Genomic DNA, 20,021 nt, shown 5'->3' on the forward strand with positions numbered 1-20,021 from the left:
GGAGAGTAGGACGCCGCCGAACTCCTTTTAGAGCTCTGGCTCTTGGGCGTACAGCCCGAGAGCCAGAGCTTTTTTGCGTTGAGGTAAGGTCGGGGCATCACCGACACGTTTCCCACAGGAGGATCCCGGGTGGAGGTCCAGGAGACGCGGGTCCAGACAGACCGCGTCCTCACCATCCCGAACATGCTCAGCATGGCACGGCTCGTTGGCGTACCGCTGTTCCTGTGGCTGATCCTCAGGCCGGAGTTCGGCGGCCCGAAGAGCGACGGCTGGGCCCTCCTGGTGCTGGCCTTCAGCGGAGTCAGCGACTACCTGGACGGCAAGCTTGCGCGACGGTGGAACCAGATCAGCAGCCTCGGCCGGCTGCTCGACCCCGCCGCCGACCGGCTCTACATTCTCTCGACGCTGGTCGGCCTCACCTGGCGCGAGATTCTGCCGCTCTGGCTGACCGCCGTCCTGCTGGCGCGTGAGCTGGTTCTCCTGGTCATGGTGGGCATCCTCCGGCGGCACGGCTATCCGCCGCCGCAGGTGAACTTCCTGGGCAAGGCAGCCACCTTCAACCTGATGTATGCCTTCCCACTGCTCCTGCTCAGTGACGGAACTGGCTGGATCTCGTCACTCGCTGCTATTTTCGGCTGGGCGTTCGCCGGATGGGGTACAACTCTGTATTGGTGGGCAGGAGTGCTCTACGTGGTTCAAGTCCGCCGCCTGGTTCGTGCGGACGCCGTGGCCGATTGAACTCGCTGATTGGCACGCACAAGGTGGTGCGATGGCTCGCAGTGGAAAAGTGCGGGACAATCCTGGTGGGTGAAGTCGGCTAGACCGTCGTCTCTTCGAGGAGGACGCTTCCGACATGAAGGCCGTCGTGATGGCCGGGGGTGAAGGCACCCGCCTTCGCCCCATGACCTCAAGCATGCCCAAGCCGCTCCTGCCGGTGGCCAATAGGCCGATCATGGAGCATGTTCTGCGGTTGCTCAAAAAGCATGGGCTCAACGAAACCGTTGTGACCGTCCAGTTCCTTGCGTCGCTCGTCAAGAACTACTTCGGTGATGGCGAAGAGCTCGGAATGGAGCTCACCTATGCCAATGAGGAGAAGCCACTCGGTACCGCCGGGAGCGTGAAGAACGCCGAGGAGGCACTGAAGGACGATGCTTTCCTCGTCATCTCCGGCGATGCCCTCACCGACTTCGACCTCACCGATCTGATCAATTTCCACAAGGAAAAGGGCGCCCTGGTCACGGTCTGCCTGACCCGCGTCCCCAATCCGCTGGAATTCGGCATCACCATCGTGGACGAGGAAGGCAAGGTCGAGCGCTTCCTCGAGAAGCCGACCTGGGGGCAGGTCTTCTCCGACACGGTGAACACCGGCATCTACGTCATGGAGCCCGAGGTCTTCGACTACGTCGAACCCGACGTGCCCGTCGACTGGTCCGGTGACGTCTTCCCGCAGTTGATGAAGGAAGGCAAGCCCGTCTACGGCTATGTCGCCGAGGGCTACTGGGAGGACGTCGGCACACACGAGAGCTATGTGAAGGCGCAGGCCGACGTCCTGGAGGGCAAGGTCGACGTCGACATCGACGGCTTCGAGATCTCCCCCGGAGTCTGGGTCGCCGAGGGAGCCGAAGTGCACCCCGACGCCGTGCTGCGCGGACCCCTCTACATCGGCGACTACGCCAAGGTCGAGGCCGGCGCGGAGATCCGCGAACACACGGTCGTGGGGTCCAACGTCGTCGTGAAGAGCGGCGCCTTCCTGCACAAGGCCGTCGTCCACGACAACGTGTACGTCGGACCGCACAGCAATCTGCGGGGCTGTGTCGTCGGCAAGAACACCGACATCATGCGCGCGGCACGGATCGAGGACGGCGCCGTCATCGGTGACGAGTGCCTGATCGGTGAGGAATCGATCGTCCAGGGCAATGTGCGGGTCTACCCGTTCAAGACCATCGAGGCGGGCGCGTTCGTCAACACCTCGGTGATCTGGGAGTCCAGAGGACAGGCGCACCTCTTCGGGGCCCGGGGCGTGTCCGGGATCCTGAACGTCGAGATCACACCGGAACTCGCGGTGCGGCTGGCCGGCGCGTACGCGACGACGCTGAAGAAGGGCTCGACCGTCACCACGGCCCGCGACCACTCCCGCGGTGCCCGTGCGCTGAAGCGGGCGGTCATCTCCGCGCTGCAGGCCAGCGCCATCGACGTACGGGACCTGGAGAACGTGCCGCTGCCCGTGGCGCGGCAGCAGACCGCGCGGGGCAGCGCGGGCGGCATCATGATCCGGACCACGACCGGAGTGCCGGACTCAGTCGACATCATGTTCTTCGACGGACAGGGCGCCGACCTCTCCCAGGGCAGCCAGCGGAAGCTGGACCGGGTGTTCGCGCGGCAGGAGTACCGGCGGGCGTTCCCCGGGGAGATCGGGGACCTGCACTTCCCGGCCAGCGTCTTCGACTCGTACACGGGCTCACTGCTGCGCAACGTCGACACCACCGGTATCGCGGAGTCCGGACTCAAGGTGGTCGTCGACGCCTCCAACGGCAGCGCCGGCCTGGTGCTGCCGAGCCTGCTCGGCAAGCTGGGCGTCGACTCGCTGACCATCAACCCCGGTCTCGACGAGTCCAGGCCGACCGAGACGGCCGACATGCGGCGCTCCGGGCTGGTCCGGCTCGGGGAGATCGTGGCGTCCTCCGGCGCCGCCTTCGGCGTACGGTTCGACCCCGTCGGTGAGCGGCTGTCCCTCGTCGACGAGAAGGGGCGGATCATCGAGGACGACAGGTCGCTGCTCGTGATGCTCGACCTCATCGCCTCCGAGCGGCGCAGCGGCCGGGTGGCGCTCCCGGTGACCACCACCAGGATCGCCGAGCAGGTCGCGGCCTACCACGGCACGCAGGTCGAGTGGACGACCACCTCGCCCGACGACCTCACGCGCGTGGGCGGCGAGGAAGGGACGATCTTCGGCGGTGACGGCAAGGGCGGCTTCATCGTCCCGGAGTTCAGCAGTGTCTACGACGGCACCGCGGCCTTCGTGCGGCTCATCGGGCTGGTGGCGCGCACCCAGCTCACGCTCAGCCAGATCGACGCGCGCATCCCGCGGGCCCATGTGCTCAAGCGGGACCTGGCGACCCCGTGGGCCGTCAAGGGACTGGTGATGCGACGGGTCGTGGAGGCGGCCGGAGACCGGTTCGTGGACACCACCGACGGCGTGCGGGTGGTGGAGACCGACGGCCGCTGGGTGATGGTGCTGCCCGACCCGGCCGAGGCGGTCACCCATCTGTGGGCCGAGGGCCCCGACGACGCCTCCGCGCAGGCCCTGCTCGACGAGTGGTCCGCGGTCGTGGACAGCGCGGGCCGGTGAGCGGCCGGCGCGAGCGGTAGAACGAACGGTACGCGTGCGTGCCGGACAAGTGTCCCCACGGGGCCTGTCCGGCACGCCGGTAGGTCCGTTCGGAGGTAGTGGTCGCGGCGTGCGACGATGTGCGGCATGCCGCAGCAACCCCCCGTTCGGAGCACACCCGCGCGGCCCGCGCGCCCGGACGCCTCCATGTCGTTGCTCACCAACGTCATGGACCACAGCCTCGACGACGGATACGCCGAGGCCGCCGCGCGGAGGAAGACCTCCGGTGAGGGCGGCATGCCGAAGACCCTCAGGGCGAAGCTGGGGCTCGCCGTCGGCCTGGTGTTCGCCGCCCTGATCGTGACCGTCGGGGCCGCTCAGGCCCGGGTCGCGGCTCCTGTCGTCGCCAAGGAGCGCGAGGAGCTGATCGACCGGATCGACCAGGAGACCGAGGCCGCGGACGAACTCGAGGACAGCGTCGACGAACTGCGCGCGGACGTGAGCGCGCGGCAGCGCGAGGCGCTCCGGGACAGCGGAGGCGACCGGTCCGCGCTGGTGGGCATCCTGTCCGGCGCCGTCGCGGTGCACGGGCCCGGCGTGCGGCTCGTGGTGAACGACGCCAAGGACGCGAGCACGGGCGGCGACGGCGGCCCGCGATCGACCACCGGCTTCTCCGACACCGGGCGGGTCCGTGACCGCGACATGCAGCGTGTGGTCAACGGTCTGTGGGAGTCCGGCGCCGAGGCCGTCTCCATCAACGGGCAGCGGTTGACCGCCCTGTCGGCGATCAGGGCCGCGGGAGACGCGATACTGGTCGACAACAGGCCGCTGGTGCCGCCGTACACGGTGCTCGCGGTGGGGGACGGCGGGCAGCTGAGCGACCGGTTCCAGAACAGCGCTGACGGGCTGTATCTGCATGCCCTGCAAGAGAACTACGGGATCCGGACGGCCATCTCGGTGGAGGACGACGTCCGGCTGCCCGCCGCACCGAGTGTGATCGTACGTACCGCACAGCCGATAACCGAGAAGGGCACATCGTGATCGCCGTACTGGGCCTCGTCGTGGGAGTCGTGGCCGGACTGTTGGTCCGGCCCGAGGTTCCGGCGGTCGTCGAGCCTTACCTGCCGATCGCCGTCGTCGCGGCGCTCGACGCCGTGTTCGGGGGGCTGCGGGCCATGCTCGACGGCATCTTCGACGACAAGGTGTTCGTGGTGTCGTTCCTGTCGAACGTCGTCGTCGCCGCCCTGATCGTGTTCCTCGGCGACAAGCTCGGTGTGGGGGCCCAGCTGTCGACGGGCGTCGTGGTGGTCCTCGGCATCCGCATCTTCTCCAACGCCGCGGCGATCCGCCGGCATGTGTTCCGGGCGTGAGGCCGATGAGTGAGCACGAGCACAACGAGACGACACGCCCGGCGGTGTCCCCGCCGAGGCCCGCTCCGGACGCCTCGCCCGCGGCCGGCCTGCGCAGGGAACTGCCGGCGGAGGTGCCCGCCGGGGCGCCCACGAGGGCGCCCGCCCCCGCGGAGGGAGACGTTCCGAAGCCCCCGCCCGGTCTGACCGGCCGGCAGCGGCTGGTGAAGGGGCTGTGGCCGCCGCGGGTGACCCGGGCCCAACTCATCGTCGCCCTGCTGCTGTTCGGCCTCGGTTTCGGCCTGGCCGTCCAGGTGGCGTCCAACAGCGACAGTGACAGCGCGCTGCGCGGGGCACGTCAGGAAGATCTCGTGCGCATCCTCGATGAACTCGACGACCGCACAGAGCGTCTTGAGGACGAGAAGCAGGGACTCGAGAAGCAGCGCGACGAGCTGGAGAACAGCTCCGACCAGGCCGAGGAGGCCCGTAAGCAGACGATCGAGAAGGAACGGCAACTCGGCGTGCTGGCGGGCACCGTGGCCGCGCAGGGGCCCGGGATCACGATGACCATCGAGGACACGAAGGGGACGGTCGAGGCGGACATGCTGCTCGACGCCATCCAGGAGCTGCGCGCGGCCGGTGCCGAGGCGATCCAGGTGAACGATGTGCGGGTGGTGGCGGGCACCTACCTGACGGACTCCGGTAACGGTGTCGGCGTGGACGGGAACAAGATCACCACGCCCTATCGTTTCAAGGTCATCGGCAAGCCGCAGGACCTCGAGCCGGCGCTCAACATCCCCGGAGGCGTGGTGCAGACTCTCGAAAAGGAACAGGCCACCGTTACCGTGGAGCGGTCGACCAAGATCGTCGTGGATGCCTTGCGGGTGGTGAAGCGGCCTGACTACGCTCGGTCGTCCTCCCGGTGAACCGGGGGTGCATGCGGGGCGTCCGGCGAGGGCATGAGGTTGCGGGGGGTCGGCGCACCGAATGGGTGGTGCGTGGTGGAAACTGTCTGGCGGAGGCGGACGTTGTGAAGATGTCCGGGTCGGCCAATGTGTTCAGTCAGGGTTCGTCCTGCCCCACGGGCGGGTCTGTTTCGGTCAAGGGGAATCGCCCGTGAAGTTGTTTGCGAAGTTGTTCGGCAAGAGCGCGCGGCGAGAGGGCAGCGACAACGCGACCGCTCGTCATCGCGCACAGCCTGAGGCGGAAGGTCAGCGTCCGCTGTACCGGGACCAGGTGGGTCAGGGTGCGCCGTCCGTTGACCCCGCACAGTCGAGCGGCATAGGTTTCGGGCAACCGTCGACCTCAGGTACGGGTGGAGGGTTCTCCGACCCGTACGCGTCCCACGCCCCCGGGGGGCAGCCGCGGCAGGAGGATCCGTCCATGTCGGCCCTGGTGTGTACGAGGTGCGGCAACCGCAACGCGGAGAACAGCCGCTTCTGCTCCAACTGCGGCGCGCCGCTGAGGCCCGGAGTCACCCCGGAGCGCCCCTCGGAGACGACGTCCACGATCTCGATCTCCGGTCTCGAGGCCTACGACGCGGAGGCCACCGGCCAGACGCCGACGCCGATGCTCTCTCCCGAGGCGCAGGCGGCCGTCGACGCGCTGCCGATGGGTTCCGCGCTCCTGGTCGTGCGCCGCGGGCCGAACTCGGGCAGCCGCTTCCTGCTGGACGGCGACCTGACCACGGCCGGGCGTCACCCGCAGAGCGACATCTTCCTGGACGACGTGACGGTCTCCCGCCGGCACGTGGAGTTCCGGCGCGGCCCGGACGGCTCCTTCACGGTGGCCGACGTGGGCAGCCTGAACGGCACGTACGTCAACCGGGAGCGGATCGACCAGGTCGCCCTGTCCAACGGCGACGAGGTGCAGATCGGCAAGTACCGGCTGGTCTTCTACGCGAGCCAGCGGGGCTACTGACCACCCCGGATCCGTCCGGGGGACCCCAGGGAAGGTTCATGGTTCAGACACCGAGCGGCGGTGCCGGCGACGGCGCCGCCGCCGCGGGCACCGGACTGATGAGCATCGGCACGGTGCTGAGCGTGCTGCGCGAGGAGTTCCCCGAGGTCACCATCTCCAAGATCCGCTTCCTGGAGTCGGAGGGGCTGATCGAGCCGCAGCGGACCCCGTCGGGGTACCGCAAGTTCAGTGCCGGGGACGTCGAGCGCCTCGGCCATGTGCTGCGCATGCAGCGCGATCACTACCTGCCGCTCAAGGTGATCCGCGAGCACCTCGACGCCATGGAGCGCGGCGAGGCCGTCCAGCTGCCGGTGCTGGGCCGTCCGGGGGACGGGGACACCGTTCAGGAGCCCGCCGCCGAGGGGCCCACGGCGGCGCGTATCGGGCGCGGCCGGCTGCTGGCGGCGGCCGGCATCGAGGAGCGGACGCTCGCCGAGTGGGAGTCGTACGGGCTGCTCGCCCCGGTCGAGGACGGCCTGTACGACGCCGAGTCGGTCACCGTCGCCGGGCTCATCACCGAGCTGGGGCGGTTCGGGATCGAGCCGCGTCATCTGAGGGCGATGAAGGCCGCCGCCGACCGTGAGGCCGGTCTGGTGGACCAGGTGGTCGCCCCGCTGAAGCGCCACCGGAACCCGCAGACCAGGGCCCACGCGCAGGCGCGTACGAAGGAGCTGGCGGGGCTCACGGTGAAGCTGCACGCGGCGCTGGTGCAGGCGGCGCTCGGGATACGGCTGCCCTGAGACGGAGCGGCGCGGGGGCCCGGATCGGCCACCCGTTCCCTGCCCGACTACCCAAACGTCCCGGGCACGGCCTAGGGTTGCTGTGTGAACGAGCTCGATGTCGTAGGTGTCCGGGTCGAGATGCCCTCCAACCAACCGATCGTGCTGTTGCGTGAAGTGGGCGGCGACCGCTACCTCCCCATCTGGATCGGACCGGGGGAGGCGACGGCCATCGCCTTCGCCCAGCAGGGCATGGCCCCCGCACGGCCGCTGACCCACGACCTGTTCAAGGACGTGCTGGAAGCCGTCGGACAGGAGCTCACGGAAGTACGCATCACCGATCTGCGCGAAGGCGTCTTCTACGCGGAGCTGGTGTTCGCCAGCGGGGTCGAGGTGAGTGCCCGCCCCTCCGACGCCATAGCGCTGGCCCTGCGCACGGGTACGCCGATCTACGGCAGTGACACGGTGCTCGACGACGCCGGGATCGCCATCCCGGACGAGCAGGAGGACGAGGTGGAGAAGTTCCGCGAGTTCCTCGACCAGATCTCGCCGGAGGACTTCGGAACCAGCAACCAGTGAGGGCGGCCGGTGGCCGTCGGCCCGGCCGGCAGCCGGGGCTCGCGCCGAGAGCATTCGGCTAGCCTTTCCCCGCGGCGAGGTACGGGAAACCACTCTTAGGGTGATTATCACTCGGCGTGCCGAGTGTGGCGATCGTTGACGCACCCTTGGTGACTGCCTACCTTCGAGGAGGCAGGTCAAGGACGGAGGTCGGCGTGAGAAGCAGCGGCGACGGTACGGCTGGGGGTGCCCCCGGACGCGGTTTCGGGGCGAGCGGGCCGTACCCTCCCCAGAGCTCCCGGTTCCGTCCGAGCGGGGGGCATCCCGCGCACGGCGGCGCGATCGATCAGGCTCCGCAGCGACCGACGGCTGTGCCGAGCAGCAAAGGGGCGACATCCATGGCGTCCGAGCAGATCGGCTACCGGGGGCCCACGGCCTGCGCCGCCGCCGGTATCACCTACCGGCAGCTCGACTACTGGGCCCGCACGGGCCTGGTCGAACCGAGTGTGCGGCCGGCCCACGGATCGGGCACGCAGCGGCTGTACAGCTTCCGCGACGTCGTCGTGCTGAAGATCGTCAAGCGGTTCCTGGACACGGGCGTCTCCCTGCAGAACATCCGCACCGCGGTCCGGCATCTGAGTGAGCGCGGCTTCAGCGACCTGGAGCGCATGACGCTGATGAGCGACGGGGCCACGGTCTACGAGTGCACCTCGCCCGACGAGGTGCACGCCCTGCTCCAGGGCGGCCAGGGCGTCTTCGGCATCGCCGTGGGCGTGGTGTGGCGGGACGTGGAGAGCGCGCTGTCCCAGCTGCACGGGGAGCGCGTCGACACCGGGGAGACCCTGGTCGGGCACAACCCGATGGACGAGCTGGCGCGGCGGCGGAACAAGGCGGTCTGAGGCCGTCCGGGGCCGCCCGGGAACGGCCGTTGTCAGTGGCGTAGGGCAGCATCGGAGATGTGAGATCCGCGCCCACGATCCTGCATCTCGACATGGACGCCTTCTTCGCCTCGGTGGAGCAGGCGTCCAAGCCGAGCCTGCGCGGGAAGGCGGTCGTCGTGGGCGGGCTCGGGCCGCGGGGTGTGGTGGCCACCGCCTCGTACGAGGCACGAGTCTTCGGCGTCCACTCGGCGATGCCCATGGCGCAGGCCCGGCGACGCGCGCCGAACGCCGCGTACCTGGTGCCGAGGTTCGCTCTCTACCGGTCGATCAGCGAGCAGGTGATGGGGTTGCTGCGGGCCCTGTCACCGCTGGTGGAGCCGCTCAGTCTGGACGAGGCGTTCGTGGACCTGGAGGCCGGCGGCACGGCCTGGGACGAGCGGTCGGCGCGGCTGGCCGGGGCGAAGCTGCGCGCGGACATACGGGCGGTCACGGGGCTCACCGGGTCGGTGGGGCTCGCGGCCTCCAAGATGCTGGCGAAGATCGCCTCGGAGCGGGCGAAGCCGGACGGACTGGTGCTGATCGAGCCGGGCACGGAGCGGGCCCTGCTGGGGCCGCTGCCGGTCCGCACCCTGCCGGGCGTCGGGCCGGCGACCGGTGATCATCTGCGGCGGGCGGGGATCCACACGGTCGACGAACTCGCCGAGGCCGGGGAGGACGAGCTCGTACGGCTGCTGGGCAAGGCCCACGGCCACGCGCTGTTCGCGATGGCGCTGGCCCGGGACGAGCGGCCCGTGGTGGCCGAGCGGGAGACCAAGTCGGTGTCGGTCGAGGACACGTACGACGTGGACATCCACGACCGGGTGCGGGTGGGGACGGAGGTGCGGCGGCTCGCGGACCGGTGCGTGCGCAGACTGCGGGAGGCGGGCCTGTCGGGGCGGACCATCGTGCTGAAGGTGCGCCGGTACGACTTCTCGACCCTCACCCGGTCCGAGACGCTGCGGGGCCCCACGGACGATCCGGCGGTGGTGCGGGAGGCGGCCGCGCGGCTGCTGGACTCGGTCGACACGACGGGCGGGGTGCGGCTGCTGGGCGTCGGGGTCAGCGGGCTGGCCGACTACACGCAGGAGGACCTGTTCGCGCAGGCGGCGGGCGTCCCCGCCGACGACTTCCCGCACGAGGAGGCCGAGGCCGCGCCCGCGCCGGAGCCGGAGACGCCCGCCGAGCGGCGCTGGCCGGCGGGGCACGACGTACGGCACGCCGTGTACGGGCACGGATGGGTGCAGGGCAGCGGGCTGGGCCGGGTCACGGCGCGCTTCGAGACACCCGACTCGGAGCCGGGCCGGGTGAAGACCTTCCGCGTCGACGACCCGGCTCTGCAACCGGCGCAGCCGCTGCCGCTGGTGTCCCGAAGACCCGGGGAGGACGAGGGCGCGAGGGCCGGCGGAGGGATGCGGACGGAGAGCCGGTGAGCGGGGCGGATCAGGCCGGCTTGTCGTTCCCGGCGAGTTTGCCGAAGTCGCGGTCCGGGAGGGGAGGAGGAGCGGCGAGGTCCAGGCCGTAGTGGTGGTAGAGCTGGAGTTCCTGCTCGGGGGAGAGGTGGCGGCCCACGCCGAAGTCGGGGGCGTCCTTGATGAGGGCGCGTTCGAAGGGGACGTGGAGGGCGCCGTCGATGAGGTCGCTGGGTTCCAGGGGGACGAAGGCGTCCCTGCTGAACAGACCGGTTCGTATCGCCGCCCACTCCGGTACGCCGGTGGCGTCGTCGAGGTAGATCTCGTCGATGGTGCCGATCCGGGTTCCGTTGCGGTCGAATGCCTTGCGGCCGATCAGGTGGCGCGGATCGATGTCGGTCTGCACGGGCCCTCCACTGGTCGCAAACTCATCCGTAAGCACTACAAAACGGCACAATCGGCTGGACGGCCACTCGAAAGTTCTGGTGGGGTGCTCGCTGGTACGCTGGCAGACGGCTGCTGACCCCGTGCGGGAGAGCCCTCCGGACACCATCGGGGGCGCCGAAGGAGCAAATCCTCCCCGGAATCTCTCAGGCACACGTACCGCACGGACGAGGTCACTCTGGAAAGCAGGGCGGGTGTCGACGGCTTCCGCTCTCACCGACGGTGAAAGCCGGGCGCCTTCGGGCCGTCCGGTGAAGCTCTCAGGTTGAGATGACAGAGGGGGAGGCCGTCCGGGCACCCGCGCCGTGGTGCCCCTCGAAGGTCGTCGGACCAGGAGGCCTCCTCAATGACCGCCCCTCGCACTCCGCTCTCCGAGCTCGAACAGGGAATCCCCTTCGAGCAGCGCCACATCGGCCCCGATCACGAGGCCCGGGCCAAGATGCTCGCGCAGGTCGGCTACGGCTCGCTGGACGAGCTGACGGCCGCCGCCGTGCCGGACGTCATCAAGAACGCCGACGCGCTGGACCTGCCGGGTGCCCGGAGCGAGGCCGAGGTGCTGGCCGAGCTGCGTTCGCTGGCCGACCGCAACGAGGTGCTCGGCTCCATGATCGGGCTCGGGTACTACGGCACCTTCACCCCGCCCGTCATCCTGCGCAACGTGATGGAGAACCCCGCCTGGTACACGGCGTACACGCCGTACCAGCCGGAGATCTCCCAGGGGCGGCTCGAGGCGCTGCTGAACTTCCAGACCGTGGTCGCCGAGCTGACCGGCCTGCCGACCTCGGGCGCCTCGCTGCTCGACGAGGGCACCGCCGCCGCCGAGGCGATGGCGCTGTCGCGGCGCATGGGCAAGAACAAGAAGGGCCTGTTCCTGGTCGACGCGGACGCGCTGCCGCAGACCATAGCGGTGATCGAGACCCGTGCCGAGCCGACCGGCGTCGAGGTCGTCGTCGCGGACCTGAGCGAGGGCATCCCCGCCGAGGTCGCCGGGCGCGAGATCAACGGCGTACTGATCCAGTACCCGGGTGCCTCCGGTGCCGTACGCGACATCAAGCCGGTGATCGACCAGGCGCACGAGCTGGGCGCGCTCGTCACCGTCGCCGCCGATCTGCTCGCCCTCGCGCTGCTGAAGTCGCCCGGTGAGCTGGGCGCGGACATCGCGGTCGGCACCACGCAGCGCTTCGGTGTGCCGATGGGCTTCGGCGGGCCGCACGCCGGCTACATGGCCGTGCAGGAGAAGATGGCGCGCAGCCTGCCCGGACGGCTCGTCGGCGTCTCCGTCGACGCGGACGGGAACAAGGCCTACCGCCTCGCCCTCCAGACCCGTGAGCAGCACATCCGCCGCGAGAAGGCCACCAGCAACATCTGCACCGCCCAGGTGCTGCTCGCCGTCATGGCCGGCATGTACGCCGTCTACCACGGCCCGGAAGGGCTGCGGCTGATCGCCCGGCGCACCCACCGGTACGCCACCGTCCTCGCCGAGGGCCTGCGGGCCGGCGGGGCCGAGATCGTGCACGCTTCCTACTTCGACACGCTGACCGTGCGCGTCGCCGGGCGGGCCGCCGAGGTCGCCGCCGCGGCCCGCGACAACGGCGTCAACCTGCGTCTCGTCGACGCCGACCACGTCTCGATCGCCTGCGACGAGACCACCACCCGGGAGCGGCTGACCGCCGTGTGGAGCGCCTTCGGCGTCGAGGGCGACACCGAGGCCCTGGACGCGGCCGCGCGGGATACGCTGCCCGACGCCCTGCTGCGCAACGACGAGTACCTGACCCACCCCGTCTTCCAGCAGCACCGCTCCGAGACCGCGATGCTGCGCTACCTGCGCCGGCTCTCCGACCGCGACTACGCGCTGGACCGCGGCATGATCCCGCTGGGCTCCTGCACCATGAAGCTCAACGCGACCACCGAGATGGAGCCGGTCACCTGGCCCGAGTTCGGTCAGCTCCACCCCTTCGCGCCCGCCGAGCAGGCCCAGGGCTACCTCACGCTCATCCACGAGCTGGAGGACCGTCTCGCCGAGGTCACCGGCTACGACAAGGTGTCCCTCCAGCCCAACGCCGGCTCCCAGGGCGAGCTGGCCGGTCTGCTCGCCGTACGCGGCTACCACCGGGCCAACGGCGACGAGCAGCGCACCGTCTGCCTGATCCCGTCCTCCGCGCACGGCACCAACGCCGCCAGCGCCGTGATGGCCGGCATGAAGGTCGTCGTCGTCAAGACGTCCGACGACGGCGAGATCGACGTCGCGGACCTGCGTGCCAAGATCGCGCAGTACCGCGACGAGCTGTCCGTGCTGATGATCACCTACCCCTCGACGCACGGCGTGTTCGAGGAGCACGTCGCCGACATCTGCGCCGAGGTGCACGAGGCCGGCGGCCAGGTGTACGTGGACGGCGCCAACCTCAACGCGCTGGTGGGTCTGGCCAAGCCGGGCCACTTCGGCGGTGACGTCTCGCACCTGAACCTGCACAAGACCTTCTGCATCCCGCACGGCGGCGGCGGCCCCGGCGTCGGCCCGGTCGGCGTACGGGCGCACCTGGCGCCGTACCTGCCGAACCACCCGCTCCAGCCGGAGGCCGGCCCGGAGACCGGCGTGGGCCCGATCTCGGCGGCGCCGTGGGGCTCGGCGGGCATCCTGCCCATCTCCTGGGCGTACGTCCGTCTCATGGGCGGCGAGGGCCTCAAGCGGGCCACCCAGGTGGCCGTGCTCAGCGCCAACTACATCGCCAAGCGCCTGGAGCCGCACTACCCGGTGCTCTACACCGGCCCCGGCGGGCTGGTCGCGCACGAGTGCATCATCGACCTGCGCCCGCTGACCAAGGCGACCGGCGTCAGCGTGGACGACGTGGCGAAGCGCCTGATCGACTACGGCTTCCACGCGCCGACGATGTCGTTCCCGGTGGCCGGCACGCTGATGATCGAGCCCACCGAGTCCGAGGACCTCACCGAACTCGACCGGTTCTGCGAGGCGATGATCGCGATCCGCGCGGAGATCGAGAAGGTCGGCTCCGGCGAGTGGCCCGCGGACGACAACCCGCTCCGCAACGCCCCGCACACCGCCGCCGCGCTCGGCGGGGAGTGGGAGCACGCGTACGCCCGTGAGGAGGCCGTCTTCCCGGCCGGGGTGAGCGCCGCCGACAAGTACTGGCCGCCGGTGCGCCGCATCGACCAGGCCTTCGGCGACCGCAACCTGGTCTGCTCCTGCCCGCCGCTGGACGCGTACGAGGACTGACACACGCCGAAGGGGGCCCCTCCACAAGGGGCCCCCTTCGGCGTGTGCGGCTACGCCGGGTACGCGTGCGTCTGCGTCGCCTTGACCGCCGCCCAGACCGTCGCGCCCGGACGCAGGTCGAGTTCGGCCGCGGCGACCGTGGTGAGGTCGGCGGCCAGGGCGAGGCCGCCGGTGAGCTCCGCGCGGATCTGGTCCCCGTGGGTCTCCAGACCGGCGACCTCGCAGCGCCAGAGGTTGCGGGCGCTGGAGCCGGTCGGCCGGTCCCGGTACAGGGTGACGGCGCCGGGCGGGAACGCCACGAAGGCGGGCCCGGAGAGGTCCTCCGTGGTGCTCACGGCGGGGCCCGCGTCGAGCAGCACCGTGTGGCCGTCGGCCTGCCCGCGGTACAGGTTGAGGCCGACGAGCTGGGCGATGTACTCGGTGCGCGGGTGACGGGCGATGTCGGAGGGCGCGCCTTCCTGCACGATCCGGCCCTGCTCCACGACGACCAGGCGGTCGGCGAGCACCATGGCGTCCAGCGGGTCGTGCGTGACCAGGACGGCGACGGCCTCGAAGGCGGCCAGATGGCGGCGGAGCTGTGCGCGCACCTCCAGCCGGGTGCGGGCGTCCAGGGCGGCGAGCGGTTCGTCCAGGAGCAGCAGCCGGGGACGGGTGGCCAGGGCGCGGGCGAGGGCCACGCGCTGGGCCTGGCCGCCGGACAGCCGCCGGGGCTTGGCGCCCGCGTGTCCGGCCAGCCCCATGCGGTCGAGCCATTCGGCGGCCTGTGCGCGTGCCTCCGTCTTGCCGGCGCCCCGGCAGCGCGGTCCGAAGGCCACGTTGTCGAGGGCGGTCAGGTGCGGGAAGAGCAGATAGTCCTGGAAGACCACCCCCACCGGGCGCGACTCCGGCGGCGTACGGCGCAGATCCACGCCGTCCAGTCGCAGATGCCCGGCACCGAGCGGGGCGAGGCCCGCGAGTGCGCGCAGGGCGGTGGTCTTGCCGGCGCCGTTGGGGCCCAGCAGGGCGACGACGTCACCGGGCGCGGCGGTCAGCGCGACGTCCAGGCGGAAGGAGCCGCGGTCCACGACGAGGTGTGCGTCCAGGCCCTCGGCGGCGTCGGGCACGGTCCCGGGATTCTTCGGCATGGTGTCAGGCGGTCCTCATCCAGCGGTCCCGCAGTCCGGCCAGTACGGCGATGGACACCGCCAGCAGGACCAGGCTGAGGGCGATGGCGGCGGCCGGGTCGTTCTGCAGGGCGAGGTAGACCGCGAGCGGCATGGTCTGGGTGCGGCCGGGGAAGTTGCCGGCGAAGGTGATCGTCGCGCCGAACTCCCCGAGGGCCCGCGCCCAGGCCAGTACGGCACCGGCCGCGATGCCGGGGGCGATCAGCGGCAGCGTGACCCGGCGGAACGCGGTGAAGCGGGAGGCGCCCAGGGTGGTGGCCGCCTCCTCGTAGCGCGGGTCGGCGGCCCGCAGCGTGCCCTCGACGCTGATGACGAGGAACGGCATCGCCACGAACGTCTCGGCGAGGACGACGCCCGTGGTGGTGAAGGGCAGGGTGATGCCGAACCACGCGTCCAGCCACTGGCCGACGACGCCGTTGCGGCCCAGGGCGAGCAGCAGGGCGACACCGCCCACCACCGGGGGCAGCACCAGCGGGAGCGTCACCAGGGCGCGGACCAGGCCGCGGCCGGGGAAGTCCGTACGGGCCAGCAGCCAGGCCAGCGGAACGCCGACGACCAGGCTCAGCGCGGTCGCTGTCGTGGCGCACAGCAGTGACAGGCGCAGTGCCTCCCACACCTCGGGGCTGGTCAGCTGCTCGGGGAGGTCCCGCCAGGGGGCGCGGAGGAGGAGGGCGAGGAGGGGCACCAGGAGGAACGCCAGGCCCAGGAGGGCGGGCGCGAGGAGGGCGAGGGGGACACCGCGGCCGGGGGCGCGGGGGCGTGCCTTCCGGGGGGCTTCCCGGCCGGTGGTCATGGCTTCAGGAATCCCGCCTCACCCAGGACCTTCTGGCCCTCGGCGGACTTCACCAGCGCCACGAACGCCTTCGCCGCCGACGGATTGGGCGCGTTCTCGAGCCGGGCGATCGGATAGTCGTTGACGGCCTCGGCGGACTCCGGGAATTCCACGCCCTCCACCTTGTCACCGGCCGCCCTCACATCCGTGCGGTACACGAGGGCGGCGTCGGCCTCCTTCAGCCGGACCTTCGTCAGGGCGCTCTTGACGTCCTGCTCGTACGAGACCGGCTCCAGCTCGACGCCGCCGGCGGTGAGGGCGGTCCGCGCGGCGGCTCCGCAGGGCACCGTCTCGTCGCACAGCACGACCTTGAGGCCGGACGCGGTCAGGTCGTCGAGGGAGTCGATCGCGTGCGGGTTGCCCGGCACGGTGGCGATCTCCAGCCGGTTGCGGACGAACGTGCTCGGGCTGCCCGCCGTGAGCCCCTCGTCCGTGACGAGCTTCATCGTCTTCGCGCTGGCCGCCGCGAAGACGTCGGCCGGGGCACCGCTGTCGATGCCGGCGGCCAGGCCGTCGCTGCCGCCGAAGTTGAAGGTGACCTCGGTCCCCGGGTGCTCCTTCTCGAACCGCTCGCCCAGCGTCGTGAAGCTCTCCTTCAGCGAGGCGGCCGCGAAGACGGTGACCGTGCCGGTGAGGCCGTCCCCGGTGGAATCCGGGGACGGCTCCGAGCCGGAGGTGGAGCAGGCACTCAGCGCCAGTACGGCGGCGACCGCCCCGACGCCGGCGGTCCGGCGTGTCCGGTGCGGGGAACGAGTCATCGCGGAGCACTCCCTCCGTGGGCCTGTGGAAGAGCCCGCAGAGCCCTCCCGATACGTCGATCATACTGGCGCATCTGCCAGGCATTCACTCCCTGTCTCATCGCATGAGCCAGGAAAAGTAGCAGGAGGGTGTGCATGTGCGTTCACACAGATGTGCTTCCGCCGTCAGGTGCGGTCGATATGGACGTTCGTCGACTTCACGCGGGCCGTGGCCTCCATGCCGATCTCCAGCCCCAGTTCCTCGACGGCCTCCCGGGTGAGCAGCGAGACGAGGCGGTGCGGGCCGGCCTGGATCTCGACCTGGGCGGCGACGTCGCCGAGCTTGATCGCGGTGACGATGCCGGGGAAGGCGTTGCGGGCGGAGGTGTACGGGGTGCCCTCCTCGACGGCACCGGCCCTGGCGAGTTCGACGGAGAACGCCGCCAGGTCCCGCCCGTCGACGAGCCGGCGTCCGCCGTCGTCGCGGTGGGTGGTGATACGTCCCGCGTCCGCCCAGCGGCGGGCGGTGTCCGGGCTCACGCCGAGCAGCCTCGCTGCCTGGCCGATCGTGTAGGACTGCATGCCGGTCACGATAGGTGGTGCCGGAGGCGCCTCAGCCCCGCTCGGAGGGGGCGGCCGTGCTCGCCCGGACGACGAGGTCCGTGCCCAGTTCCACGCGGGGGGAGTCCGGCTGTTCGCCGCGGGTGAGACGGAGCACCGTACGGACGGCGAGCTTGCCCATGTCGGCCAGGGGTTGGCGGACGGTGGTCAGCGGCGGCGCCGACCAGCGGACCTCCGGAAGGTCGTCGAAGCCGACCACGCTCATGTCCTCCGGGACCCTGAGCCCCCGGCCGCGCAGCGCCTCGATCGCCCCCAGTGCCATCTGGTCGCTCGTCGCGAATACCGCGGTCGGTGGCTTTGGTAGGTCCAGCAGGGTGTTGCAGCCCGCGAAGCCGGACTCCGGGCGGAAGTCGCCGGGGACGATCAGCGATGGGTCGAGCACGATGCCGGAGCCCTCGAGCGCCGCCCGGTAGCCGTCGAGCCGCGCGCGTGAGCAGAGCAGGCGCGACGGCCCGGCGATCAGCCCGATCCTGCGGTGCCCCAGGGTCAGCAGGTGTTCGGTCGCGGCCATGCCGCCCGACCAGTTGGCGGCGCCGATGGTCGGCACGTCCGCGGCGGGGGAGCCGGCCGGGTCCACGACCACCAGCGGGACGCCCAGGATCTGCAACTCCTCGTGCAGTGTGTTCATCGCGGAGGTCACGAGGATGACGCCGTCGGACGCGCGCGCCCGCAGATTGCGCGTCCACTCCCGGGCGTCGCCGGAACGCCCGTGGATCGCCGACACCACCGTGCCCGCCCCGGCCGCGTGGGCGGCCTCCTCGACACCGCGGATGATCTCCACCGCCCAAGGGCTGCCGAGGTCGTTGAAGACCAGGTCGAGCAGGACCGCGCGGGAGGTGGAGGCGTTGGGGCGCTTGCGGTGGCCGTGACGGCGCAGCAGGTCCTCGACCCGGGCGCGGGTCCCCGGTGAGACGTCGGAGCGGCCGTTGACCACGCGGGAGACGGTCGGCACGGAGACGCCGGCCTGCCGGGCGATCTCCGTGATCGTGACTCTGCCCCCGGCGTCGGCCCCATGTGCTGCCACTTGCCCCACCTCCGTGACGAAACCCGCGAAACTTCCAGGAGTCTTCCGGAAAGCGGGCGCCCGTGGGAAGGCGTCGCGGGGCGGACTCTTGCCGGAGGGGCCGGCCGGTCACCCCTCCCACGTGCCGGGCTACGGTGGGTGATCGACCCCGGACACGCGTCGGGGCCGGCGCGCAGGAGGTCCTGCGTCCGGCCCCTCGTCACCCCGGGCGGGCCCTGTTCCGCCCGGTCGTGCTCAGGCGGTGGTCAGGCTGGCGCCCCGGGGACGCTGCGGGGCGATGATCCTGCCGTCGGGCAGGAGTTCACCGGTGTCCTCGAAGAACACGACACCGTTGCACAGCAGGCTCCAGCCCTGCTCCGGGTGGTGCGCCACGAGACGGGCGGATTCCCGGTCGGCGGAGTCTGCTGAGGGGCACGGTGGCTGGTGCTGGCACATGGGTGGGATCTCTCGCTCTGTGATGACCTGTGAGTCGGCTGTCGTTTCAGTTCCGCGGCGTGAAGCTTCGTTCATGGCCGCCCCCCGTTGTGATAGGTCGGTCGGAAACCAGTGTTGCCCCATGGGCGAGGATCCGCAGGGATTTCGCGGCACCGCCCCTCACAGCTTGAGGACGCGTCACCCGCGCGGACGGTTCATCTCAACTGCACTGTCACTTCGGGTGGTTCGCCGTGGCCGGATGGGGCTAGTCCTTCCGGAAGACGCGTGTGCCCCGCCGCGTCGGAGGTCCGGGCGGCGGGGCACACGGTGAGCTCTCAGGCGGATGAGCCGAGCAGGCGGGTCGGTGCCACCCGGTGCGTCAGGACCGGGAGCAGGTCGGTGAACCGGTGCGGGCGGTGGGCCGCGATGCCGGGCGGCGCCGGGGCGAGCGGGACGAGCAGATCGGTGGCGGCCGGGTGTCCGGTGGCGCCGTCCGCGGTGGGATCGCCGTGCAGCCAGAGCGCCAGCATGTAGAGGCTCGGCACCGACAGCAGCCGGGGCTGGTACGGCTGCGCCATGGCCTCGGCCTGGCGCAGCGCGAGCTCGGTGGAGGTGATGTAGGGGCCCTCGAAGAAGCGGGAGAACGTCCAGCCGTCGGCGGTGAGCACGGTGTCCGCGGCGGCCACCGCGCGGTCGCCGGTGCGGATCAGGAAACGCCAGCCGGCCAGCCGGGTCGCGGTTCCGCCGTCGGGGGTGGTCCGGTCCAGGACGTGCACGGGAAGGGGCAGCTCGGGTGAGGCGGGTCCCTGGGTGACGAGCAGAGAGGGAGTTCGGGCTTCGCGGACCGCGGTCGGTGAGGAGAGCGCGGTGAGGACGGAACGCAGTGCGGGCGCGGGAGCCGGGGGAACATGCAGCGGCATGGTGGGTCGCCTCTCATTCGAAGGCACAGTGGCGCGAGGGCGGGGCGTGGCGGGGCGGACGGCGCTGTCAGCTCGCGAAGGTCAGAGAGGCAGGGGCCGGGGGCCGAGCCCGGGAGACGGGGGCGAGGAGTGCCGCACGCCACCTCCCGGCTGGATCGCTCGAACCGTGGGCGCCAAGCTTCTGCCTTGTGCGCGAAGTTTATACGACATGTGTTCAGACTGTGTTTCTTCTAGCTGTTTTCGACCGGCGGAACAAGGGTACTTCTGGCCGGTGAAATGTGAAAATCATCCCGATTCCAGGCCGGGTGCACGCCGATGACCTCGGAAAATGGCCGTGAAGCGGTCGGCCAATTCTCGTCGGCGTTTTTCACGAGTTCGCAACCGACCCGCAA

The 20,021-nt window shown here is 70.8% G+C and carries 19 protein-coding genes and 1 riboswitch; of the genes, 11 read left to right on the plus strand and 8 right to left on the minus strand.

What is annotated here, in order from left to right; all coding sequences use genetic code 11:
* Nucleotides 1-129 precede the first annotated feature (129 nt).
* From AMK33_RS21640 to AMK33_RS21685, 10 genes are all read left to right on the plus strand, one after another.
* A complete protein-coding gene (locus AMK33_RS21640) occupies nt 130-738 on the plus strand; it encodes a CDP-alcohol phosphatidyltransferase family protein (protein WP_073934564.1) in 609 nt (202 codons plus the stop codon).
* A 115-nt stretch (nt 739-853) separates the two neighbouring features.
* Nucleotides 854-3,349, plus strand: a complete 2,496-nt coding sequence (locus tag AMK33_RS21645) for a mannose-1-phosphate guanyltransferase (RefSeq protein ID WP_073934565.1) — start codon at nt 854-856, stop codon at nt 3,347-3,349.
* A gap of 126 nt (nt 3,350-3,475) precedes the next feature.
* Nucleotides 3,476-4,369, plus strand: coding sequence for a DUF881 domain-containing protein (locus tag AMK33_RS21650; protein WP_235618161.1), 894 nt, complete (start codon nt 3,476-3,478; stop codon nt 4,367-4,369).
* A complete protein-coding gene (locus tag AMK33_RS21655; RefSeq protein ID WP_003988855.1) occupies nt 4,366-4,698 on the plus strand; it encodes a small basic family protein in 333 nt (110 codons plus the stop codon). The genes AMK33_RS21650 and AMK33_RS21655 overlap by 4 nt, the downstream gene beginning before the upstream one ends.
* Nucleotides 4,699-4,703: 5 nt before the next feature.
* Nucleotides 4,704-5,603: a DUF881 domain-containing protein gene (locus AMK33_RS21660; protein ID WP_073934567.1), complete on the plus strand. Its 900-nt coding sequence runs from the start codon at nt 4,704-4,706 to the stop codon at nt 5,601-5,603.
* 61 nt (nt 5,604-5,664) lie between these two features.
* On the plus strand, nt 5,665-6,597 hold the full coding sequence (locus AMK33_RS21665; protein ID WP_073934568.1) for an FHA domain-containing protein: 933 nt from the start codon (nt 5,665-5,667) through the stop codon (nt 6,595-6,597).
* 38 nt (nt 6,598-6,635) lie between these two features.
* Nucleotides 6,636-7,376 (plus strand): transcriptional regulator FtsR, encoded by a 741-nt coding sequence (gene ftsR, locus AMK33_RS21670; protein ID WP_073934569.1) that lies wholly within the window; start codon nt 6,636-6,638, stop codon nt 7,374-7,376.
* A gap of 84 nt (nt 7,377-7,460) precedes the next feature.
* Complete coding sequence (locus AMK33_RS21675) at nt 7,461-7,934, plus strand: bifunctional nuclease family protein (RefSeq protein ID WP_004934251.1); 474 nt, start codon at nt 7,461-7,463, stop codon at nt 7,932-7,934.
* Between the two features lie 194 nt (nt 7,935-8,128).
* Complete coding sequence (locus AMK33_RS21680) at nt 8,129-8,812, plus strand: MerR family transcriptional regulator (RefSeq protein ID WP_073934570.1); 684 nt, start codon at nt 8,129-8,131, stop codon at nt 8,810-8,812.
* A 59-nt stretch (nt 8,813-8,871) separates the two neighbouring features.
* The gene (locus AMK33_RS21685; RefSeq protein WP_073934571.1) at nt 8,872-10,263 is read left to right on the plus strand and encodes a DNA polymerase IV; all 1,392 of its coding nucleotides are present in this window, start codon (nt 8,872-8,874) and stop codon (nt 10,261-10,263) included.
* A gap of 10 nt (nt 10,264-10,273) precedes the next feature.
* Here AMK33_RS21685 and AMK33_RS21690 read toward each other — a convergent pair whose 3' ends face one another.
* The gene (locus AMK33_RS21690) at nt 10,274-10,648 is read right to left on the minus strand and encodes a PRC-barrel domain-containing protein (RefSeq protein WP_073934572.1); all 375 of its coding nucleotides are present in this window, start codon (nt 10,646-10,648) and stop codon (nt 10,274-10,276) included.
* A 114-nt stretch (nt 10,649-10,762) separates the two neighbouring features.
* Nucleotides 10,763-10,858: riboswitch (glycine riboswitch) on the plus strand.
* 174 nt (nt 10,859-11,032) lie between these two features.
* Between AMK33_RS21690 and gcvP the strand changes: the two genes are divergently transcribed.
* Nucleotides 11,033-13,918: an aminomethyl-transferring glycine dehydrogenase gene (gene gcvP / locus AMK33_RS21695; RefSeq protein ID WP_073934573.1), complete on the plus strand. Its 2,886-nt coding sequence runs from the start codon at nt 11,033-11,035 to the stop codon at nt 13,916-13,918.
* Between the two features lie 50 nt (nt 13,919-13,968).
* Here the strand turns inward: gcvP and AMK33_RS21700 are convergent, their stop codons facing one another.
* The 7 genes from AMK33_RS21700 to AMK33_RS21730 all read right to left on the minus strand — a co-directional run bounded on the left by AMK33_RS21700 (nt 13,969) and on the right by AMK33_RS21730 (nt 19,629).
* Nucleotides 13,969-15,042: an ABC transporter ATP-binding protein gene (locus tag AMK33_RS21700; protein ID WP_073934574.1), complete on the minus strand. Its 1,074-nt coding sequence runs from the start codon at nt 15,040-15,042 to the stop codon at nt 13,969-13,971.
* 4 nt (nt 15,043-15,046) lie between these two features.
* Nucleotides 15,047-15,874 carry an ABC transporter permease gene (locus tag AMK33_RS21705; protein ID WP_073934575.1) on the minus strand — a complete coding sequence of 276 codons (828 nt, stop codon included), beginning with the start codon at nt 15,872-15,874 and terminating at the stop codon, nt 15,047-15,049.
* Nucleotides 15,871-16,671, minus strand: coding sequence for a molybdate ABC transporter substrate-binding protein (modA, locus tag AMK33_RS21710; protein WP_073934576.1), 801 nt, complete (start codon nt 16,669-16,671; stop codon nt 15,871-15,873). The genes AMK33_RS21705 and modA overlap by 4 nt, the downstream gene beginning before the upstream one ends.
* 165 nt (nt 16,672-16,836) lie before the next feature.
* Nucleotides 16,837-17,232: a TOBE domain-containing protein gene (locus AMK33_RS21715; protein WP_073934841.1), complete on the minus strand. Its 396-nt coding sequence runs from the start codon at nt 17,230-17,232 to the stop codon at nt 16,837-16,839.
* 31 nt (nt 17,233-17,263) lie between these two features.
* Entirely contained in the window at nt 17,264-18,295 is a 1,032-nt protein-coding gene (locus AMK33_RS21720; protein WP_107425178.1) for a LacI family DNA-binding transcriptional regulator, read from the minus strand.
* 234 nt (nt 18,296-18,529) lie between these two features.
* Nucleotides 18,530-18,730, minus strand: a complete 201-nt coding sequence (locus tag AMK33_RS21725; RefSeq protein ID WP_073934577.1) for a DUF5999 family protein — start codon at nt 18,728-18,730, stop codon at nt 18,530-18,532.
* A gap of 314 nt (nt 18,731-19,044) precedes the next feature.
* Complete coding sequence (locus AMK33_RS21730; protein WP_073934578.1) at nt 19,045-19,629, minus strand: hypothetical protein; 585 nt, start codon at nt 19,627-19,629, stop codon at nt 19,045-19,047.
* Nucleotides 19,630-20,021 lie beyond the last annotated feature (392 nt).

Source organism: Streptomyces sp. CB02400, assembly GCF_001905725.1.
Classification (GTDB): domain Bacteria; phylum Actinomycetota; class Actinomycetes; order Streptomycetales; family Streptomycetaceae; genus Streptomyces; species Streptomyces atrovirens.

Bases quoted from the DNA above. Each gene is read 5' to 3' on its own strand.
- AMK33_RS21725 (WP_073934577.1), bottom strand. From the start codon at position 18,730: ATGTGCCAGCACCAGCCACCGTGCCCCTCAGCAGACTCCGCCGACCGG.
- AMK33_RS21730 (WP_073934578.1), bottom strand. From the start codon at position 19,629: ATGCCGCTGCATGTTCCCCCGGCTCCCGCGCCCGCACTGCGTTCCGTC.
- AMK33_RS21645 (WP_073934565.1), top strand. From the start codon at position 854: ATGAAGGCCGTCGTGATGGCCGGGGGTGAAGGCACCCGCCTTCGCCCC.
- AMK33_RS21715 (WP_073934841.1), bottom strand. From the start codon at position 17,232: ATGCAGTCCTACACGATCGGCCAGGCAGCGAGGCTGCTCGGCGTGAGC.
- AMK33_RS21665 (WP_073934568.1), top strand. From the start codon at position 5,665: ATGGGTGGTGCGTGGTGGAAACTGTCTGGCGGAGGCGGACGTTGTGAA.
- AMK33_RS21660 (WP_073934567.1), top strand. From the start codon at position 4,704: ATGAGTGAGCACGAGCACAACGAGACGACACGCCCGGCGGTGTCCCCG.
- AMK33_RS21650 (WP_235618161.1), top strand. From the start codon at position 3,476: ATGCCGCAGCAACCCCCCGTTCGGAGCACACCCGCGCGGCCCGCGCGC.
- modA (WP_073934576.1), bottom strand. From the start codon at position 16,671: ATGACTCGTTCCCCGCACCGGACACGCCGGACCGCCGGCGTCGGGGCG.
- gcvP (WP_073934573.1), top strand. From the start codon at position 11,033: ATGACCGCCCCTCGCACTCCGCTCTCCGAGCTCGAACAGGGAATCCCC.
- AMK33_RS21700 (WP_073934574.1), bottom strand. From the start codon at position 15,042: ATGCCGAAGAATCCCGGGACCGTGCCCGACGCCGCCGAGGGCCTGGAC.
- ftsR (WP_073934569.1), top strand. From the start codon at position 6,636: ATGGTTCAGACACCGAGCGGCGGTGCCGGCGACGGCGCCGCCGCCGCG.
- AMK33_RS21705 (WP_073934575.1), bottom strand. From the start codon at position 15,874: ATGACCACCGGCCGGGAAGCCCCCCGGAAGGCACGCCCCCGCGCCCCC.